At 34.9% G+C, this 17745-nt stretch carries 16 protein-coding genes; 15 read left to right on the top strand and 1 reads right to left on the bottom strand.

What is annotated here, in order from left to right:
- The 5 genes from Q0594_RS01115 to Q0594_RS01095 form a co-directional block, all read left to right on the top strand.
- Positions 1–1322: NFACT RNA binding domain-containing protein (locus Q0594_RS01115; protein WP_298729164.1), on the top strand; the 1322-nt coding region annotated here is incomplete at its 5' end.
- A 9-nt stretch (positions 1323–1331) separates the two neighbouring features.
- Entirely contained in the window at positions 1332–1967 is a 636-nt protein-coding gene (gene pcp / locus Q0594_RS01110; RefSeq protein WP_298729163.1) for a pyroglutamyl-peptidase I, read from the top strand.
- A gap of 18 nt (positions 1968–1985) precedes the next feature.
- Positions 1986–3143, top strand: a complete 1158-nt coding sequence (hemW, locus tag Q0594_RS01105) for a radical SAM family heme chaperone HemW (RefSeq protein WP_298729162.1) — start codon at positions 1986–1988, stop codon at positions 3141–3143.
- A 102-nt stretch (positions 3144–3245) separates the two neighbouring features.
- Positions 3246–4286: an AEC family transporter gene (locus Q0594_RS01100; RefSeq protein WP_298729161.1), complete on the top strand. Its 1041-nt coding sequence runs from the start codon at positions 3246–3248 to the stop codon at positions 4284–4286.
- 66 nt (positions 4287–4352) lie between these two features.
- Positions 4353–5351, top strand: coding sequence for a 2-hydroxyacid dehydrogenase (locus Q0594_RS01095; protein WP_298729160.1), 999 nt, complete (start codon positions 4353–4355; stop codon positions 5349–5351).
- A gap of 52 nt (positions 5352–5403) precedes the next feature.
- Here the strand turns inward: Q0594_RS01095 and Q0594_RS01090 are convergent, their stop codons facing one another.
- Positions 5404–6069, bottom strand: coding sequence for a hemolysin III family protein (locus Q0594_RS01090; protein WP_298729159.1), 666 nt, complete (start codon positions 6067–6069; stop codon positions 5404–5406).
- Between the two features lie 206 nt (positions 6070–6275).
- On the opposite strand from Q0594_RS01090, the gene deoD reads away from it, so the two are divergent.
- The 10 genes from deoD to topA all read left to right on the top strand — a co-directional run bounded on the left by deoD (position 6276) and on the right by topA (position 17623).
- Positions 6276–6980: a purine-nucleoside phosphorylase gene (deoD, locus tag Q0594_RS01085; RefSeq protein WP_298729158.1), complete on the top strand. Its 705-nt coding sequence runs from the start codon at positions 6276–6278 to the stop codon at positions 6978–6980.
- Positions 6981–7006: 26 nt separating this feature from the next.
- Positions 7007–8500, top strand: a complete 1494-nt coding sequence (locus Q0594_RS01080; protein WP_298729157.1) for a S41 family peptidase — start codon at positions 7007–7009, stop codon at positions 8498–8500.
- Between the two features lie 11 nt (positions 8501–8511).
- Positions 8512–9162: a signal peptidase I gene (lepB, locus tag Q0594_RS01075; protein WP_298729156.1), complete on the top strand. Its 651-nt coding sequence runs from the start codon at positions 8512–8514 to the stop codon at positions 9160–9162.
- Between the two features lie 83 nt (positions 9163–9245).
- The gene (gene abc-f / locus Q0594_RS01070; protein ID WP_298729155.1) at positions 9246–10724 is read left to right on the top strand and encodes a ribosomal protection-like ABC-F family protein; all 1479 of its coding nucleotides are present in this window, start codon (positions 9246–9248) and stop codon (positions 10722–10724) included.
- Between the two features lie 390 nt (positions 10725–11114).
- Complete coding sequence (locus tag Q0594_RS01065) at positions 11115–11816, top strand: MgtC/SapB family protein (RefSeq protein ID WP_298729154.1); 702 nt, start codon at positions 11115–11117, stop codon at positions 11814–11816.
- Between the two features lie 185 nt (positions 11817–12001).
- The gene (locus tag Q0594_RS01060; RefSeq protein ID WP_298729153.1) at positions 12002–12655 is read left to right on the top strand and encodes an NAD(P)H-dependent oxidoreductase; all 654 of its coding nucleotides are present in this window, start codon (positions 12002–12004) and stop codon (positions 12653–12655) included.
- A gap of 185 nt (positions 12656–12840) precedes the next feature.
- Positions 12841–13701 (top strand): ribosome biogenesis GTPase YlqF, encoded by an 861-nt coding sequence (gene ylqF, locus Q0594_RS01055; protein ID WP_298729152.1) that lies wholly within the window; start codon positions 12841–12843, stop codon positions 13699–13701.
- Positions 13701–14471, top strand: a complete 771-nt coding sequence (locus Q0594_RS01050) for a ribonuclease HII (RefSeq protein WP_298729151.1) — start codon at positions 13701–13703, stop codon at positions 14469–14471. Before ylqF ends, Q0594_RS01050 begins: the two co-directional genes overlap by 1 nt.
- A 65-nt stretch (positions 14472–14536) precedes the next feature.
- Positions 14537–15403 carry a DNA-processing protein DprA gene (gene dprA, locus Q0594_RS01045; protein ID WP_298729150.1) on the top strand — a complete coding sequence of 289 codons (867 nt, stop codon included), beginning with the start codon at positions 14537–14539 and terminating at the stop codon, positions 15401–15403.
- Positions 15404–15550: 147 nt separating this feature from the next.
- Positions 15551–17623 (top strand): type I DNA topoisomerase, encoded by a 2073-nt coding sequence (topA, locus tag Q0594_RS01040; RefSeq protein ID WP_298729149.1) that lies wholly within the window; start codon positions 15551–15553, stop codon positions 17621–17623.
- The last annotated feature ends 122 nt before the right edge of the window (positions 17624–17745 follow it).

Here is a 17745-nt window from a genome sequence, read left to right as displayed (position 1 = left end):
TGAATCAAGAAGATAACACGATTATCGATTGTGTGAAACGTCTCTCTCTTGGTCAAAACAGTTATCGTACCTTACAACCAGGTGCAAGCTATGTAATGCCCCCTCAAACGCAGAAGAAGAATCCTTTTGAATACTCGCTCTTTGAATTAGATAGTTTACTCCATCCTTATAGTGGTGAACCAGGTGAAAGAACATTAATGAATGTCTTTCAAGGGATTAGTAAGCAATCTGCTCATGAAATTGTGGAACGTAGTGAAAGAGGAGGCCAAAGTTTAGCGGAAGCATTACATCACTATCTTGAAGAAGGAAATACAGCGATTCAGCCTACACTTACAAAGGCAGAGGATGGAAAGACGTACTTCTTACCATTTCCTTATATGAGTAAGGTTGGTGAGTCTCAAAGCTTCGACAGCCTCTCTGAATTATTAAGTGCTTACTATGTACAGAAGATTCAAGAAGAGAAGATTCAGCAATTAGCAGGACATCTATTGCAAATGTTGAAATCTGAACTTCGAAAGAACCGTGAGAAGATGGTAAAACTCGATGAAGATTTAGCACGAACAGAAGATGCGGATCATTATCGTGTTTATGGAGACTTGATTAATACGTATCAACACCAAATTGAAAAAGGTGCAAGTAGTGTTACCGTTCAAAACTTCTATCAAGACTACGAAGAAGTAACCATTCCATTAAATCCATTACTAACCGCTTCTCAAAATGCACAAGCGTATTTTAAAAAATACCAAAAACTTAGAAATGCAGTAACGCATATTCATGAGCAACAAGAAGCAACAAAAAATGAGATGGATTACTTAGAGAGTGTTATTTACCAAATTGAAGAAGCGGATGTATTCAACTTAGAAGCGATTCGAGAAGAACTTGTTGAAAGTGGCTACTTAAAACGTTCTGCTTTGAGAAAAGGGATTAAGAAACAAGAAAGTGCAAAACCTCATGTGTTTTACGCAACAGATGGCACACGAATCTTAGTTGGACGTAACAATTTACAAAATGACCAATTGACACTGAGAAAAGCGAAGAAAGAATACTTATGGCTCCATGCGCAAAATATTCCTGGTTCGCACGTCATAATCGAATCCAGCAACCCACCCGAAGAAACGATTGGTGAAGGAGCGATGCTCGCGGCATATTACTCAAAATATCGTCTTTCTGGAACGGTACCTGTGGATTATGTTCAAGTATCGAAAATTCGCAAACCAAATGGCGCTAAACCGGGATTTGTAGTATATGAAGGCCAGCAAAACACGTATATTACGCCTGACCCATTAAAGGTTAAAGCGTTAAGAAATAATAAACCGAAATAGAGGGATGTTATGAAAATTATTGTGACAGGATTTGACCCTTTTGGAGGGGAAAAGATTAATCCATCGATTGAATGCGTGAAGGCTCTTCCCGAAGTTGAAGGCGTAGAACTGATTCGTTTAGAATTACCGACTGTGTTTAAGGAATCAGCAAAGCGTTTGAATGAAGCTATTAATGAAGTGAAACCAGATGCAGTATTAAGCGTTGGTCAAGCAGGCGGAAGGTCTGGGATTACAATGGAGCGTATTGCGATTAACGTAGATGATGCGAGAATTCCAGATAATAGCTCGCAACAACCAATCGATGAAGTGATTCAACGTGATGGAGAAGCAGCGTACTTTACAACTTTACCTATTAAACGAATCGTACAAGCGATTCGTGAAGGGGGAATTCTAGCGGAAGTTTCAAATACTGCTGGAACATTCGTATGTAACCACATTATGTACCAAGCGTTATTTGCTGCGACAAAGGCTGATAAGCCATTTAAAGCAGGATTTATGCATATTCCGTTTATTCCAGAGCAAACGACGGATAAACCGTCTCTACCTCTTGAGAAGAGCACGAAAGCTTTACAAATTGCGATTGAGATAATCCGTGATTATTTATATGATGAAGATATTAAGGTTCAAGAGGGAGCTATTTTTTAGAAAGGAGGGAGATGAATAATGTCACCAAAAGCTGCATATATTCATATCCCTTTTTGTTCGCATATTTGTTACTACTGCGACTTCAACAAAGTATTTATCGAAGGGCAACCAGTCGATGAGTATATTGAGTTGTTGATTCGTGAAATGGAACTAACTGGGGAAAAATATAAAATCGAACCGCTTGAAACGTTATATGTGGGAGGGGGGACACCCTCTTCTTTAAATCCACAACAAATGGAGAGATTATTGGATGGAATCCATCAAAATTTACCACTTCAAAAAGATGCAGAATTTTCGATGGAATTGAATCCTGACGATGGTAGTCCTGAACTGCTTTCAGTGATGAAACAGGGAGGTGTGAATCGTCTCAGTATGGGTGTTCAAACCTTTAATAATAATTTACTGAAAGCCATTGGTCGTAAACATACAAAAGAAACAGCTATCCGAACGATTGAAAATGCCAGAAATGTCGGTTTTAAAAATATGAGTATTGATTTAATTTTTAGACTTCCAAAACAAACCATAGAAGATTTTCAACATAGTTTAGAATTAGCGATGTCATTGAATTTACCTCATTATTCAATCTATTCTCTCATTCTAGAGCAGAAGACGGTCTTCTATAATTTGATGAGACAAGGAAAACTTCCGTTACCGACGCAGGATGAAGAAGCAGATATGTTTGAACTTGCAATGAAAACGATGGAAGAATTTGGCAGACATCATTACGAGATTAGTAATTATGCACTTCCTGGATATGAATCGAGACATAATCTCCATTATTGGAATGCAGATGAGTACTTTGCGTTTGGTGCTGGAGCGCATGGGTATGTGAACGGTGTCCGATACCAGAATAATGGTCCCATTCAACATTATCTTGCTCCTTTGAGAGAGAAGAAACCTCCCATCTTCTCAGAAACGAGACTGTCTAATAAGCAGCTGATTGAAGAATATATGTTTTTAGGTTTAAGAAAGTTTTCTGGTGTGTCAAAGAAAGAATTTTTGGAAAGATTTGGAATTTCAATGGGAAAAATTTATGGAGAAATAATAAACGAATTGTTGGAAGAAAAGCTCATTACAACAACTCCTGAAGGTTATGTTTTGACGCATCAAGGAAAATTTTTTGGAAATAACGTTTTCCAATCATTTTTGATTGATGAAAATCAGAATGAAATTTGATGAAAACGAGTGGTTTTGTTAAACATTTCTTAAAGAATGTGTTATTATATCTTATGGCATTTCAAATGCACAAAAAATAAAAGAAAAGGGGATATCTATCCAATGGAAAATATCGTTAAGATCTTAACAGCACCAACATTTGTGTCTGCTATTTTCTCAACAATTTCAATTATCTTAGTGGGTTATTTCATCCGTAAGAAAAATATTGTTGATGCAAACAGTGGTAAAGTCTTATCTAACGTTTTATTATCAGTTGCGATTCCAGCGTTAGCGTTCAAAGCCTTCATGGTTGACATTAACGACAAAACATTCACAACTGGTTTAAACGTATTTATTTTTGGTTTTATCGCTTATGTAATTTTAATTCTTTTAGGAGAATTATTCTTTATTAAGGAGAAAGGTGACCGTAAAACTACTTTATCAGTATTAACAACATTCGGTTCAACAACTTTCTTTGGAATTCCAATTATTAATGGATTGTTAGGGGCAACTGGTACTTTATATGCCAACATCTTCAACCTAGCGTATCGTGTATTTTTATATTCTTACGGATTAATTCGTATGAGCGGATTAAAATTCGAAAAGAAAAACTTAAAAATGATTTTCGGTAACATTATTGTTATCGCGACATTTGCTGGATTATTAATATGGATTTTCCAAGCTTCTTTACCACAAGTAGCAGTTCAAGTTAAAGTCGGTGAAGAAACAAAAGAAATGATGTATGCTTTCTTACGTATTGATAAGACAGCTCCATGGTTATTCAAAGCTCTTACTTACTTAGCTGATTTAAGCTCACCACTTGCTTGGTTAGCAATCGGTATCACTTTAGGAAACATTTCTTTAGGTGAAGCCGTTAAAGATAAGATGGTTTGGTTCTACAGCATTGTTAAATTAATTTTAGTTCCTGCTGTTTTCGTTGCAGTAATCTTTGCAGTTAGCCCATTCTTACCAATGAGCCCTGAAGCTTCAAAAGGGATTCTTATTATGCTAGCGACACCACCAGCAACAGTTGCTGTGGCATACGCTATCAAATATGATAAAGAAGCAGCACTTGCAAGTAATGCTTCATTACTAGGAACTGTATTAGCAGTATTCGCAATCATCTTCTGGATTGTTGCTGGATCTGTTATTTTCCCTGGATAGGATAAACTATAAAAGTAGATCGATTCTCGGTCTACTTTTCAATTTATATAAAACGGAGGATGTAAAATGAAAGTTTTAGCATATGGGGTTCGTGAAGTTGAATTACCAATTTTCGAACAAGTAAACAAGAAATTCGGATACGAATTAACATGTATTCCAGAATACTTAAATTCTGAAGAAAGTGCTCGTAAAGCAGAAGGTTTTAAAGCTGTTATCTTACGTGGTAACTGCTGGGCAAACAAAGAAACTTTAGATATCTACAAAGAATTAGGAGTAGAGTACGTATTAACTCGTACTGTGGGTGTAAACCACATCGATGCTGAATACGCAAAATCATTAGGAATGAAATTAGGTTACGTTCCTTTCTATTCTCCAAACGCAATTAGTGAATTAGCAGTTACTTTAGCAATGACATTATTACGTAACGTTGCTTACACTGCAGCAAAAACTAGCCAACAAGATTTCACTGTAGACACTCAAATGTTTGCTAAAGAAATCCGTAATTGTACTGTTGGGGTTGTCGGTATCGGACGCATCGGTTTAACAACAGCTACATTATTCAAAGGTTTAGGTGCAAATGTATTAGCTTATGATGCTTTCCCTAAAGAAGGTGTTGATCATATCTGTACTCAAGTTTCATTAGATGAGTTATTAGCAAAATCAGACGTGATTTCAATTCATGCTCCTTACATTCCTGCAAACGGAAAAGTAATCACTAAAGAATTCATCAGCAAAATGAAACCAGGTGCAATCTTAGTAAACACTGCTCGCGGTGAATTACAAGATATCGATGCTATCATTGAAGCGTTAGAATCAGGTCACTTACGTGGTGTTGGTTTAGACGTATTAGAAGGAGAAAGCGAAGTATTCTTCAAAGACTTACGTGGTCAAGAAATCGCAAATCCAGCTATCCGTAAATTAGTTGAAATGTACCCACGTGTGTTATTAACACCTCATATGGGTAGTTACACAGATGAAGCAGTATTAAACATGGTTGAAACAAGTTTTGAAAACTTAAAGGAATATGTTGAAACTGGTTCATGCAAAAATGACATTCAATGCTAATTAATTGCAAAAGAAAAAATCTCTTAGATAAAATCTAAGAGATTTTTTTGCTTTATAAATATTTGAAGATTGCAAGGAACATAAAGATAGCTCCTGCTAGAACGAAAATATGCCAAATTACATGATAAAAATTATGATATTTACGTTTGTAGAAGATTGTACCGAGAGAGTAACTTAATCCTCCTAAGAAGAGATAGAGAATTCCTCCCCAACCCATGCTTTCGTATAATGGCTTCAAGGTAAAAATGGAAACCCATCCCATTGCTAGGTAAAGAAAAACTGAAATTTTAGAGAATTTCTCTAAAAAGAAAGCTTCGATGATGACACCACCAACTGCAAAAATCCAAATAGCAATACAAAACATTAAACCTTCTTGACCGCCAATTCCGATTAAACAGAATGGGGTATAGGTTCCAGCGATTAATAAGTAAATCGAAGAGTGATCAATTCGTTGAAATACTTTTGCTGCTTTTGTAAATTTAAAACTGTGATAGAGCGTTGATGCTAAAAATAATACAATCAGTGAGGCGCCATATACACTGAATGCGATGATTTGCGTAGTATTATTAACGGCTACAGCCTTCATTAAGAGAAGTACAAGTGCAGTAATGGCTAATGCCACACCAATACCGTGAGTGAGAGCATTAAGGACTTCACCGATAATTTCTGACTTAATCGATTGGACTTTTCGTTCTTTTTTGAGAGTTGATTCTTTCATAGAAACACGCTCCTTTCAATACATCTTATTATAGAAGGCAAATCGTTATTTGTCCAACAGACTTTTTAGGACTTTTTTGTAAACTTAATGTACATTCGTTGTTAAGAAAGCCTTAAAGGTGCGTTTTTAAGTTTTCATTAATTCCATTTTATAGTAAAATAGTGGATATATAAGTATTGGGGGTTCCCAGAAAAGGAGATTTAACAATGAGTGTTCATATTAATGCGAAAAAAGGACAAGTTGCCGAATCAGTTTTAATGCCAGGAGATCCATTACGTGCGAAATATATTGCTGAGCATTATTTAACTGAAGTAGAACAATATAATGCGGTTCGTAATATGTTTGGATATACAGGACTTTATAAAGGACAACGTGTTTCTGTTCAAGGAAGTGGAATGGGAATTCCTTCAATTATGATTTATGCAAATGAATTATATACTGAATTTGGTGCAGAACGCATCATCCGTATTGGTTCTGCGGGTGGTATGCAAGAGAATGTTAAAGTTCGTGATATTGTATTAGCTCAAGGAGCTACTACAGATTCATCAATCTTCAACAACATTTTTCATAACCAAGTAACGTTCGCTCCAATTGCAAGCTTTAATTTATTAGATAAAGCATATCATCTTGCGAAAGATCGTGGTGTAGGTGTACACGTTGGAAACGTACTATCATCAGATCGCTTCTATAATGCAGAATTAGATAAGAAAAAATTAATGGATTATGGAATGCTATGTGTTGAAATGGAGGCTGCTGGACTATATGCATTAGCAGCACAACATAAGAAAGAAGCTTTAGCAATTCTTACCATTAGTGATCATCTGTTAACAGGTGAAGAAACAACTGCACAAGAACGTGAACAAACATTTAACGACATGATGGAAATCGCGTTAGAAACAGTTCGTGCATAAAATTTTAATAGAAAGAAGGAACCCGAATGGGAAATAATCCAAAACCTCAAGGAGCTGTTCAAACAGGATTTGAGTCAAAAAAAGTTTCCGTTTGGATTTTAATACTGGCTGTACTAATCACTGCTGCTTTAACTTACTTTGGCACAACTCTTACAGTTTCACCACAATCCCAAGCGCCAACTACGCAATCTACGCAAACTACCAATGGAAATTCAAATAGTGGTGTGCTCTCTAACGAAGATTTAAGTAAAATAGAATTAGTCTATAAAACTTTGATGAACGATTATGTGGATAAAAATATCTCCAAAGAAAATCTTATTAATGGAGCCTTAAAAGGAATGAGTGATGCAGCTGGAGATCCGTATACAACCTACTTGGTGAATGAAGAAACAGCGGCGATAGACGAAACACTAACGGGTTCTTTCGGAGGAATCGGTGCGGAATTAAGATCTGAAAATAATAAAGTGATTATCAGTAATACACGTGAAGGAACACCTTCTCAAAAAATAGGATTACAAGAAAATGATGTGATTCTTAAAGTAGATGGTGAGGATATGGAAGGAAAGAGTATTTCTTATGTAGTATCCAAAGTCCGTGGAGAAGTTGGAACAGATGTCACTTTAACCATTCAACGTGGAAGTCAAGAATTAGAAGTAAAAATCACTAGAGCGAAAATTTCCATTGAGACTGTAAAGGGCACTGTAGATGAAACAGATCCTACAATTGGTCATGTAAAAATTAATTCGTTTGCAAAAAATACAGCTCAAGAAGTTGAAAATGCTGTGACTGATTTACGTCAAAAAGGCGTGAAGAAATTCATCTTTGATGTGCGCTATAATCCAGGTGGATTGTTAGACCAAGCATTAGCGATTAGTAATATGTTTGTAGAAGAAGGCAAGACTATTTTAAATATTGAAGATAGAAATGGTAAAATTACGGCCTATAAAGCTTCTAAAGAATATGGTACCTTTAAAATCACAGAACCTTATGTGCTTCTTGTGAACGAAGGAAGTGCTTCTGCATCTGAAATTTTAGCTGGAGCCCTTAAAGAATCTGCAAATGCAAAATTAATTGGTTCTAAAACATATGGAAAAGGAACCGTACAGTCTGTAGTTGATGTTTCTAAAAACGCAGAGCTAAAATATACAACTGCTAAATGGTTAACTCCAAATGAAACTTGGATTCACAAAACAGGAATTGAACCAACCGAAGCAGTATCAATGCCTGAATACTACAACATTACAATTGTGGATACTCGTGAAGTCGTGAAAGAAGGTTCTGTATCTGATAATGTTAAAACCATTGAAACAATCTTAAAAGGTTTAGGATATGATGTAAAAGCAGATGGATATTTTGATTCTAAAACAACTGAAGCAGTAAAACAGTTCCAAAAATCAAAAGGAATCTCAGAAACTGGTGAAGTGAATGAACAAACGGGATCAGCTTTAATGACTGCAATTCGCGAAGAATTGAAGAAAAACGATACACAATATAAAGCTGCGGTGAAAGCATTACAATAAGGAGGATAGGAATGAACGAAGAGAATCAACTAGAAAATTCAAGCCTATCATCTATTGAAGAACGTCTTCAGTCTCGAAAAGATAAGAGTAAACAAAAGAAAAAACTTCATCCAATCATCGAGGAAATTGTGAGTTGGATTTGGTCAATAATTGTTGCAGCAACTATTATGTTTCTTTTATACGTTTTTGTAGGAAGACCATTTACGGTTAGTGGGCAATCGATGTATCCTACTCTTCATAATGGAGATCATATGATTATGTCAAAACTTGGTGGTATTAATCGTTTTGATGTTGTTATTTTGAAAGCACCTGATGAAGATAAAGAGTATATTAAACGAGTGATAGGGATGCCTGGAGACACTGTTGAAGTTAAAGGAGGAGTCCTTTACATTAATGGGAAACAGGTAGAACAGCCGTTTATCAATTCGAATAATGATAAAAAGACTGTCTATATTGATGATTTCACATTAAAACAACTGACTGGAGAAGAAAAAGTTCCAGAAGGAAAATACTTCGTAATGGGAGATAACAGAGGAGTTTCAAAGGATAGTCGCATGATTGGATTTATCGATCAGGCTTCAATTGAAGGAAAAGCTGTATTTACAGTATGGCCTCTAAACAGGATCGGTGGTCTTAAAGATTACTCAAATTTATATCATTAATAAAAAGGTGATTACGGATATCGTAATCACCTTTTTGTGTCTTTACACGAATATGGTAAAATTAGAATTGAGGAGGTGGGTTCATGACTGATATTTCTTTAAAGAATGTTTCGTTTTCTTACTATGGTAGTCTAAAACCTATTTTTAATCAGATAAATTTATCTTTTGATACAAATTGGAAGATAGGGTTGATTGGTAGAAATGGAATCGGGAAAACAACCTTATTAAAAATGATAACGAAGGAATTAGAATATACAGGTGTCATTACAAATAGCACTACATGCTTTTATTTTCCTCCAACAATTAAAAATCATGATTTAACGTGCTTGGAAATATATAGACAAAATAGCACAGAAGAAGAATGGAAATTTATAAGAGAGCTTAGTCTTTTAGGTTTAGATTTCAGCGTTTTGGATCAGCCTTTATCTTTATTATCTCCTGGAGAACGTATGAAAGTTCTTCTTGGAATTCTGTTTACGAAGGAAGATGCTTTTGTATTAATTGATGAACCCACGAATCATCTTGATTCCTTAGGAAGAAAGGTTGTTAGCGAATATCTTCGGCAAAAAAGACAGGGATTTATGGTTATTTCACACGATCGTGAATTTTTAGATGGATGTATCGATCATGTATTGTCCATTAATCGCAATAGTATAGAAATCCAAAGTGGGAATTACAGTACTTGGTATCAAAATAAACTCCAAAAAAATCAACTAGAATTTAATGAAAATCAAAAATTAATGAAAGAAATTAGCCGATTAAAGGATGCTTCGAAGGAAACTAAACAATGGTCCGATCGGATTGAAAACACAAAAAATGGGCATAAAATATCGGGAATTAAACCAGATAAGGGATATATTGGACATCAATCCGCAAAAATGATGAAAAAATCAAAGAATCTTATAAAACGGCAAGAAAAACTAATTGAAGAGAAAGAACGACTACTAAAAGATATAGAGATTCAGGAAAACTTGTTTTTGCACCCATTGACTTATCCTAAGAAGGAATTCATAAAAGTGAATCATCTTTCTTTTAATTATGGAGATAAAAAAATTTTTCAAGATCTTTCTTTTGTGGTAAGAAGAGGGGATAGAATATCGATTAATGGAGCAAATGGCTCAGGAAAAAGTACATTGTTCAAATGTTTGATTGGTAAACTAGAAATTGATCCCACTATGATTTTAAAGCCAAATGATTTAAAAATTTCCTATGTTCCTCAAGAGATAAAAAATTTAAAAGGAAGTTTTAAAGAATACATTCGTTCAAAAGAAATTGATGAAACACTCTGTAGAACTCTATTATCAAAACTAAATATTTCGAAAGATCTGTTAGAAAGTGATATCGAGTCTTACAGTGATGGCCAAAAAAAGAAATTGTTATTATCAATAAGCTTAGCTACGAAAGCTCATTTGTATATATGGGATGAACCTATGAATTATATCGACGTAATATCTAGAGAGCAAATTGAGAAAGTAATACTGGATAATGGTATAACTCTTATATTTGTTGAACACGATAACTATTTCAAAAAGAAGATTGCAAATAAAAATATTGAATTGTAATAAACTAAATAGTTGTTAAATTTATTAAAAGAACTATATTATCTAGAATTTTATTCTGAAATTAATGAATACTTGGCAAAGGATAGTAGAAGATAGAGAAGTAAGAAAACGTATTTAAAGAGAACTTATTGATATGAAGAGAAGTATATAATTCTTATGCTACATGTTGGCAAAAGAAGAGTAGTTGTTAGAGTGTTTTTCTTACAAAATATGATTTTATCGAGAAAAATTATCTATAAAAAAATTAGGAAGATTGATTCGTGAATCCTTACTTTCTGATTTTTTGCGCTTAAAACCTCTTTTTCTTATTCCGGTAAACGATTTCATAAAATTTGACTTTCCTATTAAACAAACGTAAAATAGGAATACACGTTTTTAGGGAGGACAGATATGGATCAAGTGTTTATACGGTCATTTGATGCAATGCTTGAATTACGACATTTTACATCACTTATTTTAGCTTGTATTTGTGGTTTATTAATTGGTTATGAAAGAAAAGCAAGGAATAAACAAGCCGGAGTAAAGACGCACGTCATTGTTTGTCTTACTTCTGCTTTAATGATGATTATTTCTAAAGAAGCTTTTTTGGACACTCCAGATTACGATACTTCACGTGTGGCTGCTCAAATAGTAAGTGGGATTTCCTTCATTGGTGGTGGTATCATATTTATGAGGGATAAAAAAATAAGTGGTTTAACAACAGCTGCTGGTATTTGGGCTACTTCAGGGATTGGAATGGCCATTGGTGGAGGATTTTGGTTTTTTGGTATTGTTTGTAGTATTTTTGTTATGTTAATTCAATGGTTAACTCACGATTTTACAAAACAGCAACAAATTTATCAGGCAAGTATTAATGGAACTGTTGGAGATATTTCTCTTGTTCACGATATTTATGAATACTGTAATTTAAAACAATATCAAATCGCAAATGTGGATGTAAAAGATATTGGTGGAAAATACGAAATCAATATTCAGATAGAGAATGATAAGAGAATCCTAATTGATGATATCGAATCAACCATCAGAGAAAGACATATTGACTTTAAAATTAAAAAGGTCAAATTTAAATCTTCAGATAATAATCCGCAATAGTTATGATGAGACTGGTCTATATCAGTCTCATTTTTTTACAATCAAATTTGATTAGTAAAAGGATTCATGTGAGGAAATTGCTATTTTGATTTTAGGCTGATAAATTTAATTCGTAAGAATCAATCTTTTGTACACAATGATTTTTCGAAGATTCAGTAATAATAAAGATAAAGGAGTTCACCAGTATGAATAGAGAAGAAGTTATTGCTTTGCAACATCAACGTTATGCCACAAAAAAATTTGATTCGACACGTCACATTTCTGATGAAGATTGGGCAGCTCTAGTGGAAGTTGGTAGATTAGCCCCTTCTTCATTAGGATTTGAACCTTGGAAGATGCTTTTATTAAATAATGAAGCAATGAAACAAGATTTAAAACCCATGGCATGGGGTGCCATTTCAATGCTCGATGGAGCAAGTCATTTTGTGATTTATCTAGCTCGTAAAGGTGTAAACTATGAAACAGCTTATATAGAAAAATTAATGCAAGAGGTAAGACATAGAAGTTACGATTCAGAATCTGCTTATGCGCATCGAATCAAGAGCTTCCAAGAAAGTGATGCACAGCTAAACGATGAACGTTCCCTGTTTGATTGGGCTAGTAAACAAACATATATTCAAATGGCCAATATGATGAATGCAGCCACTCTAATGGGGATGGATTCATGCCCGATTGAAGGATTCGATAAAGCTAAAGTTGAAGTTTATTTAGAAGAAAAAGGCATTCTAGATACCTCAGAATTTGGAGTATCCGTCATGTGTGCGTTTGGTTATAGAGATGAAGACATTAAACCAAAACTTCGTTGGAATACGGAAAGTATTTATGAAGTAATTAACTAGAAATGATTTTTTCTTAGCAAACGACTACTATCTCAGTACATCGGTAATGAATAATTGCTACTGTACTGAGTTTTTTGTTATATGTATAAGGAAGAGAACGGAAAAAAGGATTAAAACATGGTATAATGTTCGTTGGTTCTATAAGAATGTTTTTGTGAATGTAATATAGAAAGGATTCAAAACGTATGGCAACAATCCAATGGTTCCCGGGGCATATGGCCAAAGCGCGTAGGGAAGCAACTGAAAAATTGAAATTAGTCGATGTCGTGATTGAAATGGTGGATGCTCGTATTCCAGAATCAAGTCGCAATCCTATTATCGAAGAAATTAAAGGACAGAAGAAGCAATTAATCTTATTAAATAAAGTTGATTTGGCAGATCCATCTCAAACGAAACGCTGGAATGACTATTTCACAAGACAAGGAATCAAAGTACTTTCAACAGAAGCAAAAGATGGAAAAGGGATTAAACAAGTAAAGGCAGCGATTAAAGAATTAATTGCACCTATATTTGAAAAAAATTTAGAAAAAGGAATTCGCCCTAGACCGATTCGCTTAATGGTTCTTGGAATTCCAAATGTTGGCAAATCAACTTTTATTAACCGTATGATTAATAAAAACCAAGCAGAAACAGCAAACCGTCCAGGGGTTACAAAGGGACAACGATGGTTAAAAATCGGAAATGACTTTGAGTTATTAGATACACCTGGAATTCTATGGCCGAAGTTTGAAAGTGAAGAAGTTGGGAATAAATTAGCTCTTACGGGAGCGATTAAAGATGCGCTCCTTCATATGGATGATATTGCACTTTTTGCACTTGGTCAGTTTAAATTAGATTATCCAGAGTATTTAAAGAAAGCTTATCGTTTAATAGATAGCGATTTAGAACTTTCAAATGTTGATTTATTAATGTTAATTACAAAGAACTTAGGCTTTAAAGAAGACTATGAGAAGGCAAGTGAACGAATTGTGTTTGATATTCGTTCAGGAAAACTGGGTCGTTATACATTAGACCAAGCGCCTGTGTCGGTAACGGAGGAAGCATAATGGAAAAACATTCCATCAAAGAAATTAAATTGATTCTTGAAGAAATTCAAACGTTGTCGGATGAGCGTTTAACAGAACTTCGAGGCGACGAGCGTAAAGGAGTTCAAGATTTAATCGCAAAGTTTGAACGTCAATACGCCAAAAAAGCAGAACGTACTGCTCACTTTGAGGAAATGCAAAGCTTTGAACGTGCAGCCAAACAAAAAGGCTACCGAATGATTGCGGGAATTGATGAAGTGGGTCGCGGCCCACTCGCTGGTCCAGTGGTAGCAGCTGCTGTCATTCTTCCTGAAGGCATGGAAGATATTGGTCTCGATGATTCTAAGAAGTTGAGCGCGAAAAAACGCGAAGAAATCTTCGAAATGATTAAAGAGCAAGCTGTTGCTATTGGTATCGGTATTGTTGATGCATTTACGATTGATAAAATTAACATTTACGAAGCTAGTAAAGTGGCGATGAAGCGAGCGATTGAATTGTTGCCTGAAAAGCCAGATTATTTATTAATTGATGCGATGAAATTGGATACAGGAATTCCAGAAGAAGGTATTATTAAAGGGGACGCAAAGAGCATCTCAATAGCTGCAGCAAGTATTGTTGCTAAAGAGGTAAGGGATCAAATGATGAAGGATTACGAACAACTGTATCCAGGATATGGATTTGCTCAAAATGCAGGATATGGTACAAAAGCACACATAGAAGGTCTTGAGAAATTAGGTCCGACGCCAATACATCGTATGACATTTGCACCTGTAAAAGAATATCAACAATAAAGTTCCAAAAATAAACTCTTTCTCGTAAATAGTTTTGAAAACTATTTACCGGAAGGAGTTTATTTATGTTATTAACAAAAAGGAAACTATTAATTGGAATAGCGATTAGTGAAACTTTAAATAGTAAACAGTTTTATGAATTGTTTCAAAAATTGAATGATGAGGTTTCCTTAAATCATCCATTTGTTTTAGGGGATGTAAAATCCAGCTTACCCGAAGAAACTTCTAAATGGTTAGAGACATTTGATTGGGTAGCATCTTTTGAAATAATGAAGGCTGAAAAGGTAAAAATATTGACCATTTTGGATGCTGTTTATCCAAGACGATTAAAAGAAATTTATTTACCTCCAATTGTTCTTTTCTATAAAGGAGATTTGTCCTTGTTTAATGAACGATTAGTCGCTTTAGTAGGTTCTAGAGAACATTCGAATTATGCAAAACAATGTACGAAAACCATTGTACAGGATTTAGTCCAAAAAAAAATCGGAATTATCAGCGGTTTAGCTAAAGGTGTGGATTCTTTAGCTCACCTTGAATGTTTGCAGGATAATGGAAAAACAATAGCGGTTATAGGTAGTGGATTAGATGTGATATATCCACTTGAAAATGCCAATCTCTATAAAGAAATAGAGAAAAAAGGGCTTATTATTTCTGAATACCCTTTAGGAAGTCGACCTTTGAAGTTTCATTTTCCTTATCGAAATCGCATCATAGCAGGATTAAGCCATGGTGTTTGTGTGATAGAAGCTAAAGAAAAAAGTGGAAGTCTAATTACTGCTAATATCGCTTTAAGTGAAAATAGAGAAGTATTTGCTATTCCTGGAAGTATTTTTTCATCTCATTCAAAAGGAACTAATCAACTTATTGAAGCTGGAGCTTGTTTAGTTTCTAGTGCTGAAACCATTGATAAAAATTTACATTACTTTCCATAAAAATACTATAAGAGATATTTTATTGCCTTGACAAAAAGAATGTGTTTAGATATGATGACAAAAGACAATTTAAACAATCTCGCTAAATACAGGCTTTTTGCCTGATATTTTAATATTAGACAGAGTAATGATGGAAGGAGCCATTTAATGGTGAAGCAAAACTTAGTAATTGTAGAGTCTCCTACAAAAGCTAAAACCATTGAACGCTATTTGGGAAAAAATTTTAAAGTGGTCGCAAGTAAAGGTCACTTAAGAGATTTACCTAAGAGCAAAATGGGTGTAGATATTGAAAATAATTATGAACCTCATTATATTTCCATTCGAGGGAAGGGCGATTTAATTAAATCTCTTAAAAAGGAAGCAGCTAAAGCAGATGCAGTTTATCTTGCAAGTGACCCGGATAGAGAAGGAGAGGCTATTTCTTGGCATCTAGCGCATTTACTAGGACTTGATTTAAACGAACCTATTCGTGTAGAGTTTAATGAGATTACAAAAGATGCAATTAAAGAAGCCTTTAAGAACCCTAGAACGATTGATATGGATTTAGTTGACGCACAACAAGCACGTCGTATTTTAGACCGCCTTGTGGGTTACACTTTATCTCCTATTTTATGGAAGAAAGTGAAAAAAGGATTGAGTGCTGGTCGTGTTCAAAGTATCGCTGTAAAATTAATTATTGATCGCGAAAACGAAATTAAAGCATTCGTTCCAGAAGAATATTGGACTCTTGAAGGACAATTCAAAAAAGAAAAGAAATCTTTCACAGCAAATTATTATGGTACAACTGCTGAGAAAGCGTTTTTAGATAAAGAAGCGACTGTAAAATCAGTAATGGACGAACTTTCTGAGAAGAAACCATTCAAAGTTACTAAAGTAACGAAGAAAGAACGTAGACGTAATCCTGCAGCTCCATTTACAACAAGTAGTTTACAACAAGATGCGTCAAACCGCTTAAACTTTAGAACGCGAAAAACGATGATGGTAGCTCAACAACTTTATGAAGGGGTATCTCTTGGTCGTAGTGGTTCAGTCGGTTTGATTACGTATATGCGTACAGACTCAACTCGAATCTCAGCATCTGCCCAAAATGAGGCTTCTGAGTTCATTGAGAAAGAGTTTGGTAAAGAGTACTGCCTAGCAAGTAAACGAGCTGTAAAGAACGCTGAGGGAGCTCAAGATGCGCATGAAGCGATTCGTCCTTCATCTGTTTTACGTACACCGGATTCAATCGCAAGTTATTTAACGAAAGATCAATTAAAATTGTACACCTTAATTTGGTCTCGATTTGTTGCTAGTCAAATGACTGCTGCTATCTATGACACTGTACAAGTAGACTTAGAACAGAACAATCATGTGTTTAAGGCAAATGGTTCTACAATTAAATTTGCTGGTTATCAAAAGGTATATCAGGATAATGCAGAAGCCAAAAAAGGAAACGTACTTCCAGAGATGCAAGTTGGGGATGAAGTTCAATTAGCAAAATTAAATCCTGAACAACATTTCACACAACCGCCTGCACGTTATTCGGAAGCTACTTTAATTAAAACATTAGAAGAAATCGGTGTTGGCCGTCCATCAACATATGCACCAACAATCGAAACAATCCAAAAACGTTACTACGTTAAATTAGTTTCTAAGCGTTTTGAACCAACAGAGCTTGGATGTGTCGTTCATCAAATTATCGAACAATACTTCCCAAATATTGTGGATACTCATTTCACTGCTTCAATGGAAGATAATCTCGACCTTGTTGAAGAAGGGAAAGAAGAGTGGGTACAAGTTATCGATAAGTTTTACCAACCATTCAAGGTTGAAGTGGATAAAGCGGAAGTAGAAATCGAGAAAGTTCAGATTAAAGATGAACCAGCTGGATTCAACTGTGAAAAATGTGGACATCCGATGGTAATTAAATTAGGTCGCTTTGGTAAATTCTACGCTTGTAGTAATTTCCCAGAATGCCATCATACACAAGCCATCGTTAAAGATATTGGGATTACATGTCCAACTTGTGGTAAAGGCAAAGTGATTGAACGTAAATCAAAGAAAAATCGTATCTTCTATGGTTGTGATCGTTATCCTGAATGTGAATTCGTTTCATGGGATAAACCAGTAGGACGTAATTGTCCAAAATGTGACCACTACTTAGTTGAGAAAAAAGATCGCGGTGGAAAACAAATTGCATGTAGTAATTGTGATTATAAAGAGGATGTTCAAAAATAAAGGAATGAGCACTTAGAAGAGGCACTTCCCCCGTAAATGAGAATTAAATAAAAACACCTCCAAGTTATGTACTGACCCCAAAAAGTTAGACAATTAATTTAAGCAAAGGATTTAGTTCTGTA

It is taken from the genome of uncultured Granulicatella sp., assembly GCF_938030755.1.
Lineage (GTDB): Bacteria > Bacillota > Bacilli > Lactobacillales > Aerococcaceae > Granulicatella.
Note: the sequence above shows the minus strand (reverse complement) of the source record. Positions and strands in the feature narration are given on the sequence as shown.